The following is an 18,432-nucleotide window of genomic DNA, read 5'->3' as shown; positions in this document are numbered from 1 at the left end:
TTTAAGGAGTTATAATGAAAATTTATTTAGTAAGACATGGATTTACCCAATCAAATAGAGCTAGAACTGAATCATTTGAAGATAGCAAATTAAACAAAAGTGGTTTTAATGTCCTAGTTAATACTAGAAGAAATCTTGAAAAATATAATATTGATAAGGTATACACCTCAGAATTAAAAGATGCTACCCAAACTGCTGATATGCTTGGATATCACGATTACACAATAGATTCTAGATTAAATGAGTTGGACTTTGGTGAATATAGCGGTCAATTGCTAGAAGAAATCAACGAACACTATGAGGGTGTTTTAAAAAATGAAGATGACATTTTTAATGTTAAATATCCTGGCAATGAGAGCCGTAATGATATTATAAAAAGGGTAGGCGAATTTCTAGATGAGCTAGTTGAAAAGGATGAAAATGCTCTGTGCATTAGCCACTCATTAACTATAAAATCAGCCCTATTTTGGATTTTAAAAAATAAATCTGATTGGGATAGTTTTTGGATAGAAAATGGATCAGTAACCATTTTTGATATAAAGGATGGCAAGAAACTTATCAAGGGTGTAAATATAGTTTAATTTTTTAAAACAAGGTCTTATGGCCTTGTTTTTTTCTTTATGAGTTTTAAGATATAATAGTATGAAAGGAGAGAATAATGAGAATAATTTTAGTTAGACATGGTTTAAGTGAAGCAAATATTTCGAAATTTTATTCCTTAGAAGATACTATTTTGCACGAAAGTGGATTTAGTGTATTAAATAATACAAGAAGAAATTTAGAAAAATATGATATAGATGAAGTTTATGTATCAGAACTAAAAAGAAGCCAGCAAACTGCAGAAAGGCTTGGATATACAGATTACATAATCGACAGTCGTATTAATGAACTTGATTTTGGAGAATTTAAGGGCAAGTTTTTTGATGATATTAGGGCAAGTGAAATAGAGTTTTTTGAAAAACAAAAAAATGATTTATTTAGTTTAAGGTATCCTGGCGGAGAATCTATCAACGATGTCATAAAAAGAACTAGTGAATTCTTTGAAGAAAAATCAAGGGATAATAAAAATATCCTTTGCATAAGCCACGGTATGGCTATTAAATCATCATTATTTTGGCTACTCAAAGATAAGGAAAATTGGGAAAGATTTTGGCTAGAAAATGGTTCTATTACAGTATTTAGGATAGAAGAGGATAGAAGAATAATTGAAAGTGTAAATCTTTTATGAAATTTATCCACCTAGCCGATGCTCATCTAGCGGACAAATCTAGCTTTAATAATGATATGGGATCTATTATTAGGAAAAAATCTTGGGAATCTTTTCATAATATTTTTATGGCAAATAAAGATGTAGACTTTGCTCTAATAGCAGGAGACTTATTTGAAAGACTATTTTTTTCACCCAAAGATTTTGATAAACTTTTTGATATTTTCAAAAACTTTGGCAAAGATATTTACTATGTCAGTGGAAATCATGATTATTTTGATGATTATAATACTATTTTCTTAAATAATAAGCCGAATAACCTCCATATATTTACCGAAGAAAACCTATCCCTATTTGAAAAAGAAAATCTTAGAGTTTATGGACTATCATATAAGGACCGCATCTATAAGAATGATTTTCCTTATGATTTAATATTGGATGATAAATTTTTTAATATACTACTTGTCCATGGTGACATCAGTCCAAATCCTACAAATTACTTAGACTTAGATCCATTAAAGCTAAATAAAATAGCCTTTGACTACATCGCCCTTGGACACATACATAAGGCTTCAAATATTAATAATATTTACTATCCAGGTAGCATAGAGCCCCATGATTTTACTGATATATATGACTATGGATATATCCGCTACGATGATGGTAAAATCAACCACATTGATTCATCACTTTTAAGTTTTAATAGTCTAGATATATATCCAAATGATTTTAAATCTGAGGCTGAAATATTAGATTTTATCAATCAAAAACTTAGTTATAAGATAAATTTTTTAAGGATAAATCTCAAAGAAGAATCAGAAATTGATTATAAGAACTTAAAGAAAAAAATAAATGCTGAATATGTGGAAATAAATGAAGCCTACGATAAGGATTTATTTAATCTAGGAGATTTATATCCAAATTCCCTTTTAAGCAAATTTGACAAGCAATTTGAAAATGCTGATGATCAAGTAAGCATGCTTGCTAGACAAGTAGGCCTAGAGGCAATATTAAGGAGTAAAAAATGACTATATATATTAAAAAGCTCCATATAATTTCATTTGGGCAGTTTGAAAATACAAGTATTGATTTTACTGAAAGTTTTAACCTAATCTATGGCAAAAATGAATCTGGGAAATCAACTCTTGCAAGCTTCATAGAGGGACTTCTTTACGGTTTTGATGATGGTAGCCGTGTCCGCCACTTTAACAAAAAACAAGAAATCTATAGGCCTTTAAACTCTTATAAGTATGCAGGTTTTGGGATTTTTAACAAAAATGGCAGAAATTATAGAATCAGCCGCAATTTTGATAATGGTGAATACGAAATATTTGATCTAAATAATAATGAAGTGGTTGATGCAAAGGCTAGTAACCTAAATTATCCAGGAGAATTTTTACTAGATATACCCTACGAAATATATAAAAATATTATCACTAACTACCAGGCACAGGAGTCATCTGATAAAGCAAGGGCAAAAATTGTTGAGCTAATTACCAATCGAGATGACTACAATTTTTCAGCAAGTGATGCTATAAATATTTTAGATAGCAAACTTTCTGAAATTGGAACAAACCGTGCATATACCAAGCCCTATGCAAAAACTAAAGCAGAGATAGAAGAGATTTCAGCAGAAATTTTAGAGCTAAAAAGTCTTAGAAATGAAACAAATATAGACTTTGCTAAATTATATAGAAACCGCGATGATATTAAAAACAAAACAGAAAAGCTTAAGCAATTAAAAAACTCCCGTGATGTTTATAGGGAAAATGTGGCTTATAAAAATCTTGAAGATGAGATTAAGTATAAAAATGAGCTTAATTATGTAGAGGATGAACTTAAAAAATACGATAATTTTATAAATTCTGAAAATTTAGAAAAGAAGGAAAAAACTCAAAACTTATCTGATAAAAAACTTTACAAACACTATGGCTTATATTTTCTAGGTTCCATTTTACTAATCTTTTTGTGGAGATATTTTAAGCAAAATTATCTCCTAGCCATAGCTATAATTTTGCCAATTATGATGATTGCTATTGATAAAAAAGATGCAAATCTTTCAGATGCTGAAGATAAAACGTATAATGATAAGAGATATATCGAATATTTAAGATTGGTTAACGAAAAGGAAAAAATCCAAGAAGTTCTAAGAGTCCTAGAAAATCAAGATAAAACTAGGGATAGGTCAAATATTAAAGAGATTCAAAAGAATGACATTAAGGATACTGAAGCTAAGATAAAAAAACTAGAAAATGATCTAGAAGACTTAAGAAATAATAATATTTACTTGGAAAGAAAACTAGCAAGTGCTGAAAATGAGCTAAACAAAGAGGTAGACTTGGTAGATAGGTTAAATATCTTAGAGAAAGATCTAAATGATATGGAAATGCAAATAAAAGCTATAAATCTTGCTAAAGAAAAGATTATAGAAATTAGCCAAAGTTCTAATACTGACAGGAAAGAATTTGATAGGGAAATATCAAATTTAATTTCGACTATAAGTAAGGATAGGTATAGCACTATATCTTATGATAATGAACTTAATCCAAGCATTATTACAAACACTGGAGAATCTCTAAGTATAGATAAACTTTCAACTGGATTTTATGATCAAATTAACTTTGCCCTTAAATTTTTGATAAATGAAAATAAACTAGATAATTTTATTATCTTCGATGATGCATTTATAAACTATGATTTAGAAAGACTGAGATCAGCCTTGTTCTTTTTGCTTGATTTAGCAAATGATAGGCAAATTATATATCTTACTTGCCATAATCGAGAAGAAGAGGTTTTAAAAAATGAAAACATCGAATTTAATATGATTGATTTGGAGGAAATATGATTTTTGCCCTAGCTGACTTGCATCTTGATTATACAGGGGAAAAGAGCATGGAAGTCTTCGGTTTAAATTGGGAAAATTATCAGGACCGTATTTTTAATAATTGGAACGATGTTGTAGGATCTGGTGATACAGTTCTAATTCCAGGGGATATTTCCTGGGCCATGGACTTAGATCATGCAGCCATTGATCTAAAAAAAATAGATGAGCTAAATGGCAGAAAAATCCTAATGAAAGGCAACCACGATTATTGGTGGACCTCTTTAAATAAAATCAATAATTTGGGTCTAGATTCCGTGTATTTTTTACAAAACAATTCTTTTAATATTGATGGATACGATATCTGCGGGACACGAGGATGGATACCAAGAGACCATAAGGATTTTACTGACCATGATGAAAAAATTTTCACCCGTGAACTAATGAGATTAGGTAATTCATTAAGGGCAAGCGGGGATAATAAAAAAATTATCATGCTTCATTATCCGCCAATTAACCAGGATAAAACATTTAATGAGTTTTATGATATTTGCTTAGATAATAATGTAGAATATTTAATCTATGGTCACCTACATGGTATTGGCCATAATCTTATTAAAGAAGGAAAATTTGAAGACATAGACATCAAATGCGTAGCAGGTGATTATATAAATTTTACACCGGTGAGGATAGTATAAATGCAAAGAGAAATTGAAGTAAAAGTATTAAATATAAATCCAAAAGAAATTGAAGAAAAATTAGATAATTTAGGTGGGGAGAAAATCTCCCATGAGTTTCAAAAAAATTACACTTTTGCCCCAAAAGAAGGTGAATTTGAACACGGATATTTAAGGATTCGTGAAACAGAAATTGATGGAGAAAAACAATATATAGAGCTTACCTTTAAGCGAGTTGAAAGTGATAATGACTTTAGGGTAAATAACGAATACACAGTTAATATTGATTCTGTATCTATGATGATTAAAATTCTGGAAGAAATTGGTATAAATTTAGAATATGAGGGAGAAAAAGAACGTATTTCTTACTCATATAAGGGCCAAAGATTTGATATCGATATTTGGGATAAAAATACTTATCCAGACCCATATATGGAGATAGAATTTACAAATGGGGATATGATGGATGAGATATTAGCTGATCTAAATATTGACAAAAAAAACGTAAGTACTGAATCTATTACAGAACTTAGGTCAAAATTAAATATGTAAAAACTTGACTAAAAGAAATATTTCGTGTAATATCTTTAAGGATTAAAGGAGAGTATAAATGATTAGTATTAAAAATTTATTGACATCAGAAGAACTTTTTAGAGACGATATATACGAGATAGTTGATTTAGCAAATGAAATTATTAAGAGTCCACTAGATTTTTCTCATATGTGTGAGGGGAAAATTTTAGGGACTCTTTTTTTTGAACCTTCAACTAGGACTAGACTTTCATTTGAATCAGCTATGATTAGGCTTGGTGGATCTGTGGTTGGATTTTCCGATGCAAATGTATCATCATCTACAAAAGGTGAGAGTTTGCAAGATACAGTCAGAACAGTTAGCCAATATGCAGATATCATTGCCATGCGCCATCCGCAAGAAGGTGCGGCATACTTAGCATCATTAACTGCAGATTGTCCTATAATAAATGCTGGTGATGGGGGACACCAACATCCTACACAAACTCTAACAGATGTATTAACCATTAGCCAATACAAAGATTCTTTAGAAAATCACACTATTGGTCTTGTAGGAGATTTAAAATACGGAAGAACTGTGCATTCGCTTTTAAAGGTTATGAATTTATTTGATAATAATAACTTTATTCTAATCTCCCCAGAAGAATTAAAATTACCTCAATATGTAAAGGAAGATGTATTTAAAGATAAGCAAAACTATATCGAAACAACCAACCTAGATGAAGCTATGGACAAGGTAGATATTTTGTATATGACTCGTATTCAAAAAGAAAGATTTTTCTCAATGAGCCAATATACCAGATTAAAAGACTCCTACATTTTAGATAAGTCAAAATTGAAAAAAGCTAGAGAAGATATGATTATCATGCACCCACTACCAAGGGTAAACGAAATATCAACAGATGTAGATAAAGATCCTAGAGCTGTTTACTTTAACCAAGTAAAATATGGTATGTATGTAAGAATGGCTCTTATCATGAAATTATTGGAGGCAAACAATGCTTGAGATTACAAGTTTAAAAAATGGAATAGTAATTGACCACGTAAAAGCTGGAAATGGAATAAAAATATTTGAATTATTAGGACTTGCTGAACTAGATGAGCAAGTAGCATTGATTCTAAATGCCGAATCTACAAATATGGGCAGAAAAGATATTATAAAAGTAGAAAATCACCAAGATTTAAACCTAGATATAGTTTCAATAATAGATCCAAAAGCTACTGTAAATATCATAGAAAATGAAAAAGTTGTAGAAAAAAAGGACCTAGAATTGCCCGAAGTAGTAGAAAATGTCCTTACCTGCCAAAATCCAAAATGTATCTCTACTTCAGAAAGATCTGTTGTTTCTAAGTTTATATTAATAGATCCTGAAGAGAAAAAGTATAAATGTGCTTACTGCGATCACATTTATGATGTGGAAGAATAATGAAACAGATATTTAAAAATTGCTATGCTTTTGATGATGTAAAGATTTCAAAAAAACCAATCTATGTTGAAGATGGAATAATTGTTGAGGCATTTAAAGAAAATGAAGCTGATCAAGTAATTGATTGTGAAAACTTAACACTAGTCCCATCCTTTGTAGATATGCACGTGCATTTTAGAGATCCAGGATTTACTTACAAAGAAGACTTAGAAACAGGATCTCACTCAGCCCTTGCAGGTGGATATTCTTCCGTATTACTTATGGGCAATACAAATCCAACTGTATCTAGTCCAGATATTTATAATGACATCATAAAACGTGGTAAAGACTTAGACCTAATAGATATTGAACAAGTATATACCATCACTGAAAACTTTGATGGTAAAACACTAGACCATCTAGATTCTATGCCAGAATCTGTAAAATATATTTCAGATGATGGGCATGGAGTAAATGATGATATGGTTATGTATAAGGCTATGGAAAAAGCAAAAGAACTAGGCGTTGTTATGACCCTACATGAAGAAGTTGATGAAGTTTCTGATGTGGATTATGAAATTGCAGAAGATGCTATGACCCTTCGTGATTGTTACTATGCTTATAAATTAAATTGCCCTGTACATTTTTCTCACGTTTCAACCAAGGGTGCTATCACAGCTATAAAATACTTTAAAGATTTAGGTGCACCAATTACTTGCGAAGTTACTCCTCACCACTTATTATTAGCTGATAAGGGACGCGAAGAAGTAAAAGTAAATCCACCTATAAGAAAAGAAGAGGATAGAAAAACTTTAATAGAGATGATTAAAAATGGCACAGTAGATGCAATATCCACAGACCATGCTCCTCATAGTAAGGAAGATAAGGGAAAAGGTGCACCAGGTTTTATTGGTATAGAAACTGCTTTTTCAACTTGCTATGAAGTTTTAGTAAAATCGAGTGAAATTTCTTTAAACGATTTGATAAAAATAATGGCAACAAATCCTTCAAAATTATTGGGGCTAAATAAAGGAAAACTTGAAGTAGGATATGAAGCAGACTTTACCTTAATAGACCTAGATGAATCTTATATTTATAAAGAAGAAGATATAAAATCAAAATCAAAAAATTCTTTATTAATAGATCAAGAACTTTTTGGCAAGGTTAAAAAAGTTTATAAGAAAGGTGTCCTAAAATATGCAGATAATTGATAGATTATGTAAAGAAGTGGAAGAAAAGGGCTTTGTCTGTGTAGGCCTTGACACTTCCCTCGATTACATACCAGAAAAAAATAAGGAAAGTAAAAGCATTCACGAGGCTATCTTTGATTTCAATAAAGAAATTATAGATGCTACTTACGATATAACAGCTATCTATAAACTCCAAATAGCCTATTATGAGTCATATGGTATTGAAGGAATGCTTGCTTATAGGGATACTCTAGAATATCTAAAAGAAAAAGATTTATTATCAATAGGAGATATCAAAAGATCAGATATAGCAGCCTCTGCAAGCCAATATGCCAAAGCCCACTTTGAGGGAGATTTTGAAACAGAATTTATAACCCTAAATCCATATATGGGAATGGACTCAATTGAGCCTTACGAAGAATATTTAGCAAGTGGTAAAAAAGGAGTTTTTGTCTTACTAAGAACATCAAATCCTGGAGCAAATGACTTTGAAGTTTTAAAAACAGATGGAGAAGAACTATTCTTTAAAGTTGGAGATAAATTACAAGAGCTAAATGAAAAATATGTAGGAGAATCCGGTTATGGTCCAGTAGGCTTTGTAGTAGGAGCAACTCACACCAAAGAAGTTGAAGAAATAAGAAAAAGATATAAAAATAATTTCTTTTTAATCCCAGGATTCGGTGCCCAAGGAGCAGATAGCTTAAATGTTCATAAACTTTTAAATGACAATAACGGTGGAGTGGTTAATAACTCTCGTGGCGTATTAAAAGCTTATATGAACTACGAAGATGGGGCAGATAATATTGGTAAATACGCTAGAGAAGCTGTTTTAAAAACCAGAGAGGACATTTTAAAAAATGAAGACCTATAAAAATGGTGTGATTACAGAAAATATTGAAATAGCTCCTAGCATTTGGAAAATGAAAGTCGATATAGGCTTAAAGGCAAAATCTGGCCAATTTTTTATGTTTAGAACAGAAAGTTTTAGAAACGAGCCACTTTTATCTCGTCCTTTTGGAGTTTGCGACCAAGATGATGAGGAGCTCACATTTTTATACCAAGTTGTAGGAGCAGGTACAGAAATTATGGCAGGTTTAACTCCAGGCCATAAGGTAAAACTTTTAGGTCCTCTTGGTAAGGGTTTTAATACTGAAATTGCAAATGGTAAAAAAGTTGCAGTAGTTGCTGGGGGAATAGGTATAGCACCACTTTTAGATTTAGTAAAAAATTTACCTCAAAAACCAGATTTTTATGCAGGTTTTACATTTGACCCTTACTTTGTAGATGACTTTAGACCCTATGTAAAATCAGTAACTACTACCTCATTTAAAAATGATAAAAAGTTTATCACAGAAGACTTAAACCCAGATGATTACGACATTATTTATGCTTGTGGACCAAATGGTTTGTTAAAGGCAATTCATGAAAAAAACTCTAAGGCCTATCTTGAGGTTTCTATGGAAGCGCATATGGCTTGTGGGATTGGAGCATGCCTTGGTTGTACAGTGCCAAGTGTTGATGGAGATTTTTTAAGAGTTTGCAAGGACGGTCCAGTTTTTGATGCAAGAGAGGTTTTTGAATGAATATTGGAGTAGATATTTGTGGTATACACTTTAAAAATCCAGTTATAGCTGCAAGTGGAACTTTTGGTTTTGGAAAAGAATTTGCAGACTACGTTGATCTTGATAAATTAGGAGGCATCTGTTCAAAAGGCCTTACCCTAAATAAAAATTTAGGAAATAGCGGGATAAGAATCTACGAAACCCCATCAGGTATTATGAACTCAATTGGACTTCAAAACCCAGGCATAGAATATTTTGTAAATGAAGAACTTCCATTTTTACTTAGCAAGGATACAGTTACAATTGCAAACCTAGGCGGCCATTCAATAGAAGACTATGTAAAAGGCGCAAGCATCCTAGAAAAAACTGATGTGCCTATGATAGAACTAAATATTTCTTGCCCAAATGTCAAAGAGGGTGGTATGGCCTTTGGTACTGACCCATCAAAAGCTAGCGAAGTTATATCAAAAGTAAAAAAAGAAACTAAAAAACCACTTATAGTAAAACTTTCTCCAAATGTAGGATCTATTCCCGATTTTGCAAAGCTTGCTGAAGATAATGGAGCAGATGCGATTTCTTTGGTAAATACCTTTAACGCTATGGCAATAGATATAAATGCAAAAGCCCCAGTTTTTGTAAATAAAACTGCAGGTCTATCAGGTCCAGCTATAAAACCAATTGCCCTAAGAATGGTTTATGAAGCAGCTCATGCAGTAGATATTCCAGTTATTGGCATGGGTGGAATAATGGATTACAAAGATGCCCTAGAATTTATAATGGCAGGAGCATCTGCTATCCAAGTAGGGACTGCAAATTTTGTAGACTACAATACCATGCTAGATGTGGCTCTAGGTATAGAAAATTACTTAGTGGAAAATAATATAGAAGATATAAAAGAAATCACAGGAATTATTTAGGAGAGAATATGGATAAGACTATAGAATTATTAAAAAAATCAGATGCTCTTTTAGAAGGTCACTTCTTACTTTCAAGCGGAAAACACTCTGATAGATACATCCAATGTGCAAAATTAATCCAACACCCAGAATACTGTAAGGAAGTATCTGAAATAATTGCAGAAAAATTAAAAGAGGCGAATATTGGTGTAGATTTATGTGTAGGACCTGCCATGGGTGGAGTTATTATCTCTTATGAAGTAGCAAAAGCTCTTGGAACAAATGCAATTTTTACAGAAAGAGTAGATAATGAAATGACCTTGCGCCGTGGATTTGAAATCACAGAAGGGGCAAGGGTAATAGTAGTAGAAGATGTAATTACCACAGGCAAATCTTCTTTTGAAACTGTAGATGTAATTAGATTATACGGGGCTGAAGTTGTTGCTCTTGCTTCTATAGTAAATAGATCAAATAAAGATGAAATAAATGGATTGCCAATAATTTCTGCAAGTAAAATAGACGTAAATACTTATGACGCAGATGACTTACCATACCACTTAAAAAATACAGAAGCTGTAAAACCTGGGTCAAGAAAAATCATACAATAATTTGCGTAATTATTTCCTAGCTAATATAATTTATAAAAAAGCAAGGATTTAATTTATATATGAAAAATAAAAAAATTACGTCATCAATTTTAAGACTTATTTCCATAACATTTTGCCTAATTATATTAAGTGCAAAAACTGTATTAGCGTCAAAAGATCAAACAAAATCAAATTTATTGGACGGGATAAATAAAATAGATTACGAATCAAGTCTGCTCAAAAAAACTAGGGCAGAAAAATTTTCTAAATTAGAAGATGATTTAAATATTTTCTACGACAAAGGTTCAAGTAAAATTGACTCTAAAAATATGTTTTATGCTCTAAATGTACCAGAATTTACCGAAGAAGAGTATGAAACTGCCTTAGATGGTACTGGTTTAGCTGGACTTGGTAAAGATTTTAAAAACGCGGGAGATACTTATGGAGTAAATCCAATATTGCTAATGGCAATGGCAAAACATGAAACTGGCAATGGAACAAGTGAATTATTTATAAATAAGAATAATTTATTTGGATTTAATGCAGTTGACCATGATCCTTACAATATGGCCACAGATTTTAATACTCCTGCAGATTCCATAAATACAGTAGCAAAACACTTAAAGGAAAATTATTTATCAAGTGATGGGCCATATTATAATGGTATTTCGACAGATGCCATTGGTATAAATTATGCAACAGACCCTGATTGGTCAAAAAAAGTAAATTGGATGATGATAGAAGTTGCAAACGCAATGATTGAAAATTTTAAAGATGAGACAGGAATGTAACCTGTCTTTTTTTAAAAATAATAGTGAGGAATTATGGATACAAAATCATTTTTAAAAGGAAGATCAACTAATGCCTATACATTTTTTGGCAACCATAAGAAAAATCAAGGATATATCTTTAGAGTCTATGCGCCAAATGCAATTAAGGTTGAAATTATTGGAGACTTTAATGATTGGCAGGGACAAAATTTAAGAAGATATAGTAGCGGAGTTTTTTCGACAACTATTAAAAATGCAAAAGAAAATGATAGGTATCAGTATAAAATTTATAATCAATATGGCACAGAAATCAAAAAGATAGATCCATTTGCAAGAAGGATTTCACTTGATGAAAATTGTGCACTTGTTGGCGATTGCGAATATATATTTAAAAATAAAAAAGTTAAAGCAAAAATTCAAAATATCTACCAAGTTCACCTGGGATCACTTTTAAAGGATGAGGAATTTTCTTTTGATAAATTAATCAATCATTGTAAATCAAATAACTTTGACTGGATTTCTTTCTTACCCTTAGCAGAATACGAAAACTATAAGTCTTATGGATATAAAAACTTGAATCTTTTTGCTTTTTCTCAAAGATACGGACAATCTATTATATTTAAAGAATTTATAGATTTAGCTCATAAAAATAATATTGGTGTAATAGTAGAACTAGATATTTATGAGTTTGACAATAATAAATTTAGTTTATACAACTTTGATGGGTCAAATATTTTCGGATATGATTATGATGATATAAAGTACAATTATTATGGTGGAGTAAATTTTGACCCAAGCAAAAATATAAGTAAATCTTATCTTTTATCTGTAATAAATTATTGGTTAAATGAATTTAATCTTGATGGAATTATGCTAGCTAATATTGAAAATGCAATTTATTGGCATGGAGATAAAAATAGGGGACTTAATGAGAATTGGATTTTATTACTAAAAGATATTATAGACTTGATTCATAAAAATTATGCTTATGTTCTAGCTAGTTTTAATGGGGTTTATGATATAGATTTAAATTTTGATTATATCTATGACTTAAGTTTTAGAGAAATATTAAGAATAATGCAGAAAGCACCGTTTGATAGAGATAATTATAAAAATATAGTGCAAAAATTAATAATGGTTGATAATAGTAATAAAATACTGGGTTTTTCATATGTAGATTCCTATCTTGATGAGGCTAGCCTTGCTATGAAAATGTATGGAGAAGATAAAATCAGTCAATTAAAAAGTCTTTTTACACTTTTATATAGCTTAAATTCTTCTAAAATTCTTTTTATGGGGGATGAGCTTGCAGATTTTGAAACTTTTTCAGTATTTAAGCCTAAGAATATAAATTCGGATAATAAGCAGAATCAGGCCTGTAATAAGTTCTATAATGATTTGGTAAATCTTTACAAAAGTGAATTTTATTTCAGCCAATCAAAAACAAAATTATTAGATATTGGCGGATATAGTATTTTCTCCTTTATTAGGGAATTTGAGAACAAGAAATACTTAGTCATTATAAATCTTACTGATATAGAATACAAAATTAAAAGTCCATTTGATTTAGAAGAAACCATTAATTCAGAAAATCTTGATTATGGAGGAAATGGCAATATAAATGGGACAACAAATAAAGGTGATTTTATAAATATAATGCCATTTGCTTCGGCAATTTTTAAAATAAAATAGGATGAGAATTATTTCTCATCCTATTTTTTATTTTTTTGTTAATGTATATTGATTTTCCAAGTTATGTGCTATATTTGTAAATCTTTCTAATATAATTTTTCTAGGAATGATACCAACAAAATATCCGTTTTTGTGGGTAACACATATAAAGTTATGGTTAACAAGCAACCTTAAAACATCTTCCAGATTGTAGTTATCAAATAAAATTGGCACAACTTGATTCATTACCTTTTTTACTTTGATCTGAGCAAGTCTATCTTCATCAAAAATAGATAAGTCTTCAGTGCTAGTAACTATATTTGAAATAGAAATTAGTCCTCTTACTCTATTTTCTTTATCAAGAACAGGTATAGTTTGGTATCCAGATGAAGATAAAACAAGGATGGCATGGACTAGCGAATCATCTTCGCGAACAATTGCTACATCACTTGCAGGAATCATTATATTTTCGGTAGGTTCTTTAAACATTTTTTCTATATTTTTACCAATCATATTTAGCTCCTTATTAAGATTATAAACTAGTTTTAGATAAAAATAAAGTAAAAAAATACCCCGAGGATAAACCTCGAGGTTATGTAAGCACACCCAGTTTCGAAATAAAAACTCACTAGAGTATCTATATAAATCTAGCTCGTGATAGGTGACCTTGCGGCACACAGAAAGATCTACTTAATGCTGCTACGTTCCCGTCCTGACATGGTTCATAGTTTCCTGTTGCGCAAGACCCAGCAGTCAACACTAGTTTATATAGGCTTGTAGTAAGAAAATATCCCTCGGCTGGGAATTCGACCCTGCTATAGCGATTGCAGGTTACAAGGCATCGCTAGTTCCCCGTCTAGTGCATGGCGGAGAGCATGGGATTTGAACCCATGATACATGAAATATGTATACACGATTTCCAATCGTGCTCCTTCAACCACTCGGACAGCTCTCCATGTGATTACATTATTAGACTATACTATGAATTTTTATAAATGCAAAAATATTTGATATGGTATAATAAACTAGAAAGGAATATTATGGCAAGAGCATTATATAGAGAATATAGGCCCAAAACTTTTGACCAAGTTTTAGGCCAAGACAGGGTCACAAATGTCCTTAAAAACCAAGTAAAAACTGGCAAAATTAGCCACGCATACATATTTTCTGGTGATCGAGGTACGGGGAAAACCTCTTGTGCAAAGATATTTGCAAAGGCAATAAATTGTTTAAATCCTAAAGATGGTTCACCTTGTTTAGAATGTGAAAATTGCAAGGCAATTGAGGAAGAATCTACAATTGATGTTGTGGAAATGGATGCTGCCAGCAATCGTAGGATAGATGACATCAGAAGCTTAAAAGATAATGTCATTTATCCACCAAATAAACTAAAGTATAAAGTTTATATTATAGATGAGGCCCACATGATTACTCGCGAAGCATTTAATGCCTTACTTAAAATCATGGAAGAGCCACCAAGCCATCTAGTTTTTATATTGGCAACAACTGAGATAGAAAAAGTGCCACGTACAATCCTATCTCGTGTCCAAAAATTTGAATTTAATAAAATAGATGATTCAAATATCAAAAGTCAAATCAATCAAATCCTAACAGATAGAGAAATATCTATTGATAATGAAGCTATCGATTTGATTATCAAAAAAGCAAATGGAGCTATGCGTGATGCCCTAAGCATCCTTGACCAGGTTGTTTCATATGGCGAAGATTCCTACGACTTATCAAAAGTTGAGAGTTTGCTGGGTGTAGTTGATTTTTATGATGTAGATGGCCTAGCAGGATCAATTATTAATAAAGATGCCAAGGCTAGCATGAATATTGTATTTAAACTTAGAGAAAATAATAAGAGCAATAAAGATATAATCGATAGTCTGATTTCTTATTTTAATGATATTTTAATTTTAAAATTGACAGCTGATGATACTTACTTTGATAATGGTGAGTACTTAGACTTTCTTACAAAGAGAGTTGAAGAGATAACAGATGGCGAGCTAGGAGATTATTTAGATGTTTTAATAGAATATTCTAATAAGTTAAAACTTACAGAAAATACCGACGTCCTTACAGAAGTTTGTATCTTAAGACTTCTAAATTTAAAAAATATAAATAACATAGAATCTAGAATTTCTTATTTAGAAAAAAACACTGGTGATGATATAGTAGATTTGGTTACAAAGATAGTTGATAATAAACTCGCCAATTTAAATATAAATTCCATAGCTAGACCAAAACAAAAAATCAAAGAAATTGAAAATATAATCGAGCCAGAAATAAATCAAAAGATTGAAAATATTAATTCAGAAGTAGAATACGAAAAAGAAGAAATTTTTGATAAGGAAGATCATCAAAATGAATTATCATCAGTAGATGAAGAAAAAATCAAAACTATGCTCACAAAAACAGCAGGTGGTGTAATGAATGGACTATTTGCTGATGAAGGATTTAACTATAACATAAATCAGAATAACTTTATTTTCTATATCAAAGATGATTTTTATAAAATCTTTATAGAAACTAAAATAAATGAAATAGAAGCTAATTTAAAAGAAATACTAGCAGCTGATTATAGTTTTACTATTGATTCATTTGATAATATGAATAATAATATAAGTAAAACTGAAATTCAAGAAGAGGAAAAAAAAACTGAAGATTACTCAGAAAAACTGATGGAAATCTTTGGTAATGAATTAATTATAGAATAGGAGAAAATTATGGCAAGAGGCGGATTCCCAGGTGGGGGAAATATGAACAATATGATGAAACAAGTTAAAAAGATGCAAGCAGAGATGGAAAAAGCTCAGCAAGATATCGAAGAAAAAGAATTTGATTCAACTTCAGGTGGTGGAGTTGTTACTGCAACTGTAAATGGAAAAAAAGAGCTAGTTGGACTAAAAATTGATGAAGATGTAATCGACCCAGAAGATAGCGAAATGCTAGAAGATTTAATAATTGCAGCAGTAAATGATGCACTTAAAAAAGCTGATGAATATAGTGGAGAAAAAATGGGCAAACTTACAGGTGGACTAAACATCCCTGGATTTATGTAATGGCAATTTTTCCAGAATCTTTAAATAACCTAATAGGAGAATTTCAAAAACTTCCTACTATTGGCCGAAAATCTGCCGAAAGACTTGCAATGAATATTGTAGAACGTGATGAAGTTGATATAAATGATTTTTCTAAGGCCTTGATAGAAGTAAAAGAAAAGATTCATAAATGTGAGATTTGTGGAAATCTTACAGAGCAAGAGATTTGTGATGTCTGCAAAGATATTACCCGTGATGAAGATTTTATATGTGTAGTTGAGGATGTAAAGGACCTAATAGCTATAGAAAAATCTGGGGCCTTTCATGGTAAATATCATGTACTTGGTGGATTAATAGCTCCATCAGACGGCATAGGACCAGATGAGCTCAACATCGATAAACTCCTAAAAAGAATAGATGATGAAGGTATAAATGAAATAATCCTAGCAATTTCTTCAACTATAGAAGGAGAAACTACCACACTATTTTTAACCAGTATTTTAAATGAAAAAGACGTGAGAGTATCAAAAATAGCCCAAGGAATTCCTGTCGGATCAAATCTAGAATACTTTGATCAGCTTACCCTAGAGCGAGCAATAGAGGATAGGAGGGAAATCCGTGACTAAATTTAGTAAATTTATGTTGGCATTATCCATTTTTGCCCTTGCAACAAGTTGTGGCAAAAAGGAAGAAGCAATTGAATATGATACACAAGTAGTTGAAGTAGAGCAAGAAAAAACAGTAAAAAAAGAACTAAACATCAAAGCTACAAGCTTTGCATCAAAAAATGTATTAGAAAATATCAAAAACTCTTCTGATATATCCTATATCATTGCTTCAAACCCAAACTATGCACAGATTGAGCAAGGAGACTTTGACATTGCTGTAGTTCCAGGCTATCTTGGACCATATTTTTATGAGAAAACAAATCAAAATATAGAAATTGCAGCTATTACACTTCTTGATAATATCCATATAGTAGCAGATAAAAATATTACAAATCAAAATGATTTAATAGGCAAAACTCTATTAATACCAGATCCAGCTGGTAACCTATCAAAAGCTATAGACAATAAAATAGGACCACTAAATTTCGTTTTAAGATTAAAACTAGAATATTATAAAAATATGGATGATATAGTTGAAAAAATGTCAAAAAGTTCAAACTTCATGACATTATTAACAGATCCTTATTTTTCTAAAGTTACAGATAAAAGATACTATGATTCAGATCTCGCAAGTATACTTCCAATTTCAAAAGGGGAATTTGTTAGCGAAATAATTATAGCAAATAAAGATTATCTAAAAAACAACAATGATGAGTTTGATAAGTTTTTAGAAGACTATAAAGAAGCTACACAAAAACTAGAAGAAACTGATTTTGATATAGAAATATCTGAAGAGATTTTAAAAGAATATGACATCTCAGAAGAAAAAGCACAAATGGCATTAAAAAAATCCCATCCAGTATTTATAGATGGAGACAAGATGGAAGATACTTATAAAATGTTCCTTGAAAAATTAAAAGAAATTGATCAATCATTAGTTGGAGAAAATATACCATCCGAAGATTTGTATTATCAAAAGTAAGAAAAAAATTAAGAGCCCAAAGGGCTCTTTTTTGTTATACCAAATTTTATATATGTCGTATTGGTAACCGTATAAACCTTAAAAATTGATATTTCAATATTTAAAGCTATTTATTGGTGGAGATGATGGGAGTCGAACCCATGTCCGTGGAAGTCTCCTTATTAACCTCTACAAGCTTAGTAAGTTTAGAAAATTCGCATAAAAATCAGTAAACTTACAAATAATTTTTATGCTAGCTTCATCTTACTGAATATACCTCAAAGCTTTGGTATATTAGTTGCCACTAAAATTATGAAACAAATTGTAAGTTCGTGGCAAACCTACAATTCATTGCTACCAGATTCTTAGGCAGCTAGTGCGAAGTTAGCTTCGCTATTGTTGTTTGCGTTTATATTTAAACTGTGGATTTACGTTCCACACTCGACTTGCTATTAATAATTCCTCGACCACGTCGAAACCATGGCATCCCCAGGTAACTTA

20 protein-coding genes, 1 tRNA gene and 2 other RNA genes are annotated in these 18,432 nt (G+C 31.0%); 19 read left to right on the top strand and 4 right to left on the bottom strand.

What is annotated here, in order from left to right:
* Positions 1-14: 14 nt before the first annotated feature.
* From ACF3NF_RS01060 to ACF3NF_RS00990, 15 genes are all read left to right on the top strand, one after another.
* Entirely contained in the window at positions 15-581 is a 567-nt protein-coding gene (locus tag ACF3NF_RS01060) for a histidine phosphatase family protein (RefSeq protein WP_394023455.1), read from the top strand.
* Positions 582-658: 77 nt separating this feature from the next.
* Entirely contained in the window at positions 659-1,228 is a 570-nt protein-coding gene (locus ACF3NF_RS01055) for a histidine phosphatase family protein (RefSeq protein ID WP_394023453.1), read from the top strand.
* Positions 1,225-2,235 carry a metallophosphoesterase family protein gene (locus ACF3NF_RS01050; RefSeq protein WP_394023451.1) on the top strand — a complete coding sequence of 337 codons (1,011 nt, stop codon included), beginning with the start codon at positions 1,225-1,227 and terminating at the stop codon, positions 2,233-2,235. Before ACF3NF_RS01055 ends, ACF3NF_RS01050 begins: the two co-directional genes overlap by 4 nt.
* On the top strand, positions 2,232-4,052 hold the full coding sequence (locus tag ACF3NF_RS01045) for an ATP-binding protein (protein ID WP_394023450.1): 1,821 nt from the start codon (positions 2,232-2,234) through the stop codon (positions 4,050-4,052). The genes ACF3NF_RS01050 and ACF3NF_RS01045 overlap by 4 nt, the downstream gene beginning before the upstream one ends.
* Entirely contained in the window at positions 4,049-4,726 is a 678-nt protein-coding gene (locus ACF3NF_RS01040; protein WP_394023448.1) for a metallophosphoesterase, read from the top strand. Before ACF3NF_RS01045 ends, ACF3NF_RS01040 begins: the two co-directional genes overlap by 4 nt.
* Positions 4,727-5,257 (top strand): class IV adenylate cyclase, encoded by a 531-nt coding sequence (locus ACF3NF_RS01035; RefSeq protein ID WP_394023446.1) that lies wholly within the window; start codon positions 4,727-4,729, stop codon positions 5,255-5,257.
* A gap of 58 nt (positions 5,258-5,315) precedes the next feature.
* Positions 5,316-6,242 carry an aspartate carbamoyltransferase gene (gene pyrB / locus ACF3NF_RS01030; RefSeq protein WP_394023444.1) on the top strand — a complete coding sequence of 309 codons (927 nt, stop codon included), beginning with the start codon at positions 5,316-5,318 and terminating at the stop codon, positions 6,240-6,242.
* Positions 6,235-6,663, top strand: coding sequence for an aspartate carbamoyltransferase regulatory subunit (locus ACF3NF_RS01025; RefSeq protein WP_101539972.1), 429 nt, complete (start codon positions 6,235-6,237; stop codon positions 6,661-6,663). Before pyrB ends, ACF3NF_RS01025 begins: the two co-directional genes overlap by 8 nt.
* The gene (locus tag ACF3NF_RS01020) at positions 6,663-7,853 is read left to right on the top strand and encodes a dihydroorotase (RefSeq protein ID WP_394023441.1); all 1,191 of its coding nucleotides are present in this window, start codon (positions 6,663-6,665) and stop codon (positions 7,851-7,853) included. The genes ACF3NF_RS01025 and ACF3NF_RS01020 overlap by 1 nt, the downstream gene beginning before the upstream one ends.
* Positions 7,840-8,703, top strand: coding sequence for an orotidine-5'-phosphate decarboxylase (pyrF, locus tag ACF3NF_RS01015; protein ID WP_394023439.1), 864 nt, complete (start codon positions 7,840-7,842; stop codon positions 8,701-8,703). Before ACF3NF_RS01020 ends, pyrF begins: the two co-directional genes overlap by 14 nt.
* Positions 8,690-9,415: a dihydroorotate dehydrogenase electron transfer subunit gene (locus ACF3NF_RS01010; protein ID WP_394023437.1), complete on the top strand. Its 726-nt coding sequence runs from the start codon at positions 8,690-8,692 to the stop codon at positions 9,413-9,415. The genes pyrF and ACF3NF_RS01010 overlap by 14 nt, the downstream gene beginning before the upstream one ends.
* Positions 9,412-10,311, top strand: coding sequence for a dihydroorotate dehydrogenase (locus ACF3NF_RS01005; protein WP_394023435.1), 900 nt, complete (start codon positions 9,412-9,414; stop codon positions 10,309-10,311). Before ACF3NF_RS01010 ends, ACF3NF_RS01005 begins: the two co-directional genes overlap by 4 nt.
* A gap of 8 nt (positions 10,312-10,319) precedes the next feature.
* Positions 10,320-10,898 (top strand): orotate phosphoribosyltransferase, encoded by a 579-nt coding sequence (gene pyrE, locus ACF3NF_RS01000; protein ID WP_394023433.1) that lies wholly within the window; start codon positions 10,320-10,322, stop codon positions 10,896-10,898.
* 59 nt (positions 10,899-10,957) lie between these two features.
* On the top strand, positions 10,958-11,668 hold the full coding sequence (locus ACF3NF_RS00995) for a glucosaminidase domain-containing protein (protein WP_394023431.1): 711 nt from the start codon (positions 10,958-10,960) through the stop codon (positions 11,666-11,668).
* A 33-nt stretch (positions 11,669-11,701) separates the two neighbouring features.
* The gene (locus tag ACF3NF_RS00990; RefSeq protein WP_394023429.1) at positions 11,702-13,339 is read left to right on the top strand and encodes a GlgB N-terminal domain-containing protein; all 1,638 of its coding nucleotides are present in this window, start codon (positions 11,702-11,704) and stop codon (positions 13,337-13,339) included.
* A 27-nt stretch (positions 13,340-13,366) separates the two neighbouring features.
* Here ACF3NF_RS00990 and cbpB read toward each other — a convergent pair whose 3' ends face one another.
* From cbpB to ACF3NF_RS00975, 3 genes are all read right to left on the bottom strand, one after another.
* Positions 13,367-13,831: a cyclic-di-AMP-binding protein CbpB gene (gene cbpB / locus ACF3NF_RS00985; RefSeq protein WP_394023427.1), complete on the bottom strand. Its 465-nt coding sequence runs from the start codon at positions 13,829-13,831 to the stop codon at positions 13,367-13,369.
* An 85-nt stretch (positions 13,832-13,916) separates the two neighbouring features.
* Positions 13,917-14,183: signal recognition particle sRNA large type (gene ffs / locus ACF3NF_RS00980), an RNA gene on the bottom strand.
* Positions 14,183-14,273: transfer RNA gene (locus ACF3NF_RS00975), tRNA-Ser, on the bottom strand. Before ACF3NF_RS00975 ends, ffs begins: the two co-directional genes overlap by 1 nt.
* A gap of 85 nt (positions 14,274-14,358) precedes the next feature.
* Between ACF3NF_RS00975 and dnaX the strand changes: the two genes are divergently transcribed.
* From dnaX to ACF3NF_RS00955, 4 genes are read left to right on the top strand one after another with little or no spacing between them, the layout of a single operon-like run.
* Positions 14,359-16,038, top strand: a complete 1,680-nt coding sequence (gene dnaX, locus ACF3NF_RS00970; RefSeq protein ID WP_394023425.1) for a DNA polymerase III subunit gamma/tau — start codon at positions 14,359-14,361, stop codon at positions 16,036-16,038.
* 9 nt (positions 16,039-16,047) lie between these two features.
* Positions 16,048-16,383, top strand: coding sequence for a YbaB/EbfC family nucleoid-associated protein (locus tag ACF3NF_RS00965; protein ID WP_262122196.1), 336 nt, complete (start codon positions 16,048-16,050; stop codon positions 16,381-16,383).
* Positions 16,383-16,988: a recombination mediator RecR gene (gene recR, locus ACF3NF_RS00960; protein WP_394023423.1), complete on the top strand. Its 606-nt coding sequence runs from the start codon at positions 16,383-16,385 to the stop codon at positions 16,986-16,988. Before ACF3NF_RS00965 ends, recR begins: the two co-directional genes overlap by 1 nt.
* On the top strand, positions 16,981-17,952 hold the full coding sequence (locus ACF3NF_RS00955) for a hypothetical protein (RefSeq protein ID WP_394023421.1): 972 nt from the start codon (positions 16,981-16,983) through the stop codon (positions 17,950-17,952). Before recR ends, ACF3NF_RS00955 begins: the two co-directional genes overlap by 8 nt.
* Before the next feature lie 114 nt (positions 17,953-18,066).
* Here the strand turns inward: ACF3NF_RS00955 and ssrA are convergent.
* Positions 18,067-18,422, bottom strand: a transfer-messenger RNA (tmRNA) gene (gene ssrA, locus ACF3NF_RS00950).
* Positions 18,423-18,432: the final 10 nt, after the last annotated feature.

It is taken from the genome of Anaerococcus martiniensis (genome assembly GCF_043187485.1).
Lineage (GTDB): Bacteria > Bacillota > Clostridia > Tissierellales > Peptoniphilaceae > Anaerococcus > Anaerococcus martiniensis.
This window is presented reverse-complemented; position numbering and strand designations above follow the sequence as displayed.

Coding starts and splice junctions, on each gene's coding strand:
- pyrE (WP_394023433.1), top strand. CDS start 10,320: ATGGATAAGACTATAGAATTATTAAAAAAATCAGATGCTCTTTTAGAA.
- ACF3NF_RS01050 (WP_394023451.1), top strand. CDS start 1,225: ATGAAATTTATCCACCTAGCCGATGCTCATCTAGCGGACAAATCTAGC.
- dnaX (WP_394023425.1), top strand. CDS start 14,359: ATGGCAAGAGCATTATATAGAGAATATAGGCCCAAAACTTTTGACCAA.
- ACF3NF_RS00995 (WP_394023431.1), top strand. CDS start 10,958: ATGAAAAATAAAAAAATTACGTCATCAATTTTAAGACTTATTTCCATA.
- ACF3NF_RS01045 (WP_394023450.1), top strand. CDS start 2,232: ATGACTATATATATTAAAAAGCTCCATATAATTTCATTTGGGCAGTTT.
- ACF3NF_RS01060 (WP_394023455.1), top strand. CDS start 15: ATGAAAATTTATTTAGTAAGACATGGATTTACCCAATCAAATAGAGCT.
- recR (WP_394023423.1), top strand. CDS start 16,383: ATGGCAATTTTTCCAGAATCTTTAAATAACCTAATAGGAGAATTTCAA.
- ACF3NF_RS01055 (WP_394023453.1), top strand. CDS start 659: ATGAGAATAATTTTAGTTAGACATGGTTTAAGTGAAGCAAATATTTCG.
- pyrF (WP_394023439.1), top strand. CDS start 7,840: ATGCAGATAATTGATAGATTATGTAAAGAAGTGGAAGAAAAGGGCTTT.
- cbpB (WP_394023427.1), bottom strand. CDS start 13,831: ATGATTGGTAAAAATATAGAAAAAATGTTTAAAGAACCTACCGAAAAT.
- ACF3NF_RS01020 (WP_394023441.1), top strand. CDS start 6,663: ATGAAACAGATATTTAAAAATTGCTATGCTTTTGATGATGTAAAGATT.
- ACF3NF_RS01040 (WP_394023448.1), top strand. CDS start 4,049: ATGATTTTTGCCCTAGCTGACTTGCATCTTGATTATACAGGGGAAAAG.
- ACF3NF_RS00990 (WP_394023429.1), top strand. CDS start 11,702: ATGGATACAAAATCATTTTTAAAAGGAAGATCAACTAATGCCTATACA.
- ACF3NF_RS01010 (WP_394023437.1), top strand. CDS start 8,690: ATGAAGACCTATAAAAATGGTGTGATTACAGAAAATATTGAAATAGCT.
- ACF3NF_RS00965 (WP_262122196.1), top strand. CDS start 16,048: ATGGCAAGAGGCGGATTCCCAGGTGGGGGAAATATGAACAATATGATG.
- pyrB (WP_394023444.1), top strand. CDS start 5,316: ATGATTAGTATTAAAAATTTATTGACATCAGAAGAACTTTTTAGAGAC.
- ACF3NF_RS01025 (WP_101539972.1), top strand. CDS start 6,235: ATGCTTGAGATTACAAGTTTAAAAAATGGAATAGTAATTGACCACGTA.
- ACF3NF_RS01005 (WP_394023435.1), top strand. CDS start 9,412: ATGAATATTGGAGTAGATATTTGTGGTATACACTTTAAAAATCCAGTT.
- ACF3NF_RS01035 (WP_394023446.1), top strand. CDS start 4,727: ATGCAAAGAGAAATTGAAGTAAAAGTATTAAATATAAATCCAAAAGAA.